Annotated in this window: 3 protein-coding genes; 2 read left to right on the plus strand and 1 reads right to left on the minus strand. The window is 70.9% G+C overall.

All coding sequences use genetic code 11. From position 1 onward, the window contains the following. Positions 1 to 593: MFS transporter (locus D1643_RS10265; RefSeq protein WP_160710526.1), on the minus strand; the 593-nt coding region annotated here is incomplete at its 3' end. Between the two features lie 323 nt (positions 594 to 916). Here D1643_RS10265 and tig point away from each other — a divergent pair. Continuing rightward, positions 917 to 2,251, plus strand: coding sequence for a trigger factor (tig, locus tag D1643_RS10270; protein WP_160710527.1), 1,335 nt, complete (start codon positions 917 to 919; stop codon positions 2,249 to 2,251). Between the two features lie 109 nt (positions 2,252 to 2,360). Beyond that, positions 2,361 to 3,359 carry a diacylglycerol kinase family protein gene (locus tag D1643_RS10275; RefSeq protein ID WP_160710528.1) on the plus strand — a complete coding sequence of 333 codons (999 nt, stop codon included), beginning with the start codon at positions 2,361 to 2,363 and terminating at the stop codon, positions 3,357 to 3,359. Positions 3,360 to 3,483: the final 124 nt, after the last annotated feature.

The following is a 3,483-nucleotide window of genomic DNA, read 5'->3' on the forward strand; positions in this document are numbered from 1 at the left end:
CGCCGCGCGTCCGCCGCCGCCAGCTCGCCGGGACGCGGCGGGCGCAGGAAGAGGGCGGCTGCGGCGGTCACGGCGGCCGTGGCGGCGCCCAGCACGCCGAAGGCCGCGCGCCAGCCGATGGCGTCGAACAGCCACGCCGCCACCGAGCTCAGCGCCATGGTCGACAGGCAGTAGCACAGCAGCATGAGCCCCGAGGCCAGGCCGGTCCGGTCGGGGAACCACGCCATGGTCGCCCCCATGGCCGCCGTGTAGGCGATGCCCACGCCGCAGCCGCCCAGCACGCCGTAGGTGAGGTAGAGCAGCCAGGGCGCCTCGGCGCGGGCGAGCAGCGCGGTGGTCGCGAAGGCGGCGAAGCTGAGCGCCGCGGCCAGCCACACGGCCGCGCGCGCCGGGATGTGGCGCACCAGGCGCCCGCCGATGATGCCCCCAGCGCAGAAGGCCCACATGAGCAGTGTGAACGTGAGCGAGAGGGCCGACGGCGCCCAGCCGAACTCCTCCACCAGCGGCGCCGAGAACACCGACCACCCGTAGATGAACCCGATCATCGCCATCACCAGGCATCCCGCTGCCAGTCGTCCCCATCGCGCGTCCATGGCGCCCCCTCCCGCGTCTCGTCCTTCCCTCCCATCCTAGGCGCGTCGCCAGCGTGCGTCATGGCCCGCCAGGCCCTAACCCGACCACGCCATGGGTCGCCTGGTCTTACGGCGGCGGCAGGCCGGGGCCCGCTCGAATCCGCTTGCCCGCGACACCCCTCGGCCTTAGGGCGGGGCTGTGTGATTTTCTGCGCTCGCCGGGAGGCAAAGTTGCGGCTTGCTGACGGATGTTCGGCCGGCTTGCGCTAGAATACGCCTCGTGCATGACGCGGGCCGCCCGCCCGCCCCATTGAACGACCTGTCAACAGCAAGGAGCCGCATCCATGAAAGTGAGCATGAAGAAGCTCGACGGCAGCCAGGTTCGCCTGGAGTGCGTCGCCACCCCCGAGGAAGTCAACAACGCCCTGCACGCGGGCCAGCTCGGCTTCGCGCAGTCCATGGGCCTGCGCCCGGAGCAGGGCAAGACCATCGCCCAGGTGGCGGAGGAGAAGATGGGCATCAAGAACCTCGACTCCATCGTCGAGGCCGGTGCCATCCAGGGCCTCGTGCCGTTCGCGCTCGACAAGAAGAACCTCATCCCGTCCTTCCCGCCGCAGCCCGAGCCCAAGTCCGCCCTCAAGCGCGACCGCGAGTTCGCCTTCGACGTCGTGGTGGCCCTCAAGCCCGACTACGAGCTGAAGTCCTACGACCCGGTGGAGATCCGCGTCCCCGCGTTCGCCCTCAACCCCGAGATCGTCGACCAGCAGCTCAAGGAGATGGCCGAGCGCTACACCACCTACGTCACCGCCGACGCCAAGCCGGTGGAGAAGGGCGACAGCTGCCTCATCGCCATGAAGTGCCTGAAGGACGGCGAGGAGGTGGCCGGCCTCACCACCGACGGCCGCACCTACACCGCCGGTGAGGGCTACATGCCCGACGGCTTCGACCAGGAGATCATCGGCATGCAGCCCGGCGAGACGAAGACCTTCACCTTCGAGGGCCCCGGTCTTGACGAGGACTTCAACGAGATCACCGAGGTCATCGACTGCACCGTCACGGTGAAGGAGATCCAGAAGCCCACGCTGCCCGAGATCGACGACGAGTGGGTGGCTGCCAACATGCCCATGTACAAGAGCGCGGCTGACCTGCGCGCCGACATCCAGCGCAACGTCGAGCGCGGCGCCCGCGAGCAGTATGAGAACTACAAGCGCCAGCTGGCGGTGACCGAGCTCGCCCGCCGCTTCGAGGGCAAGATCGCCGACGAGGTGTACGAGGCCATGCGCGCGAACCTCATGGAGAACATGCGCATGGAGCTGCAGCAGTCCGGCCAGAGCTGGGAGGACTTCGTGGCCCAGAACGGCGGCGAGCAGCAGTTCGGCATGATGCTCATGCTCCAGACCCGCGAGATGCTCGTCCAGGGCTTCGCGCTGGACTCCGTGTTCCGCCACGAGAAGCTCACCCTCACCGACGAGGACATCGAGGCCGCCTGCCGCGCCATGAACCCCCAGGCCAACCCCAAGCAGCTGCGCCAGCAGTTCGAGCAGTCGGGCCGTGGCTTCGCCCTGCGCGAGTCTGCCGAGCGCCTGAAGGCGAACAACTGGGTCCTCGAGCACGCCGTCATCACCGAGTTCGACCCGACCGAGCAGGCTGCTCCGGTCGAGGAGGCTCCCGCCGAGTAGCGCCTCGGCAAACGTCGCGCCGCCGCCCCTGGGCGCTGGCCGCGCACGGGTATAATCATGCGGAAGCCGGGATGATCCGGCTTCCGCTGTTTCAAGGGAAGGAGGGCCCGTGGCCCGAGATGCGAGGCGCGTGCTGCTCATCGCCAACCCGGCGTCGCAGAACGGCCGGGGCGCCGATGCGGCCGCCGAGGCCGAGGTGCTGCTGCGCGAGGCGCTGCCCGGCGCCCAGGTGGAGGTGCGCCCCACGGCCGGCCCCCGTCATGGCCGAGAGCTTGCCGCCGGCGCGGCCGGCCTCGACGTGGTGGTGGCCCTCGGCGGGGACGGCATCATCCACGAGGTGGTCAACGGCCTCATGACCCTGCCCGCCGACGCGCGTCCCGCGCTCGGCGTCATCCCCGTGGGCTCGGGCAACGACTACGCGGCCACGCTCTCCATGGAGCGCAACGTCGCCCAGGCCGTGGCCCAGCTCGTTGACGCGCGCCCGACGCTGGTGGACGTGGGGTGCGTGAACGGCGTCTACTTCGCCGAGACGCTCTCGTTCGGCCTGGACGCGGCCATCGCCCTCGACACGGTGGAGCGCCGCAAGCGCACGGGCCGCACGGGCACCCTGCTCTACCTGACCTCCGGGCTCGATCAGCTGATCAACCACCTGGAGCGCTACCGCTATCGGGTCTCCTTCGACGGCGGCGCGCCGCGGGAGGGCGAGATGTTCCTCTTCGCCGTGCAGAACGGGCCCACCTACGGCGGCGGCTTTGCCGTGGCGCCTGAGGCGTCGGTGGCTGACGGACGGCTTGACGTGGTGGTCGCGCACCCGCCCATCACGCGGCGCAAGGCGACCCTCGTCTTCCTGCTGGCCAAGGATGGCCACCACACCCGCTTCAAGGAGTTGGACTTCCGCCGCGTGCGCAGCCTGCGCATCGAGTTCGACGAGCCGGTGCCTGCGCAGGTGGACGGCGAGCGGCTGGAGGGCACCGTCTTTGACGTGACGCTCGTGCCGCGCGCCCTGCGCGTGCTCGTGCCGCCCCAGGCGCGTCCCTCGGTAGTCGGGATCCCCGAGCCCCGCGGCTATGTCCACGTGCCCGAGCCGGATGCGGAAGGGGGGCGCTAGGATGGCCGCCCGCCCGAGCGCGCTCTCATCCAGCGGCGGCGCCCCGCAGGCGCGGAAGGCCTCCCGCCGGCCTGCCGCGGGCGCGACCGGCGCCTCCCGTCGCGCGGCGGCCTCGTCCCCGCGC

The sequence above is a fragment of the Enterorhabdus sp. P55 genome (genome assembly GCF_009911695.1).
In the GTDB taxonomy this organism is placed as follows: Bacteria; Actinomycetota; Coriobacteriia; order Coriobacteriales; family Eggerthellaceae; genus Enterorhabdus.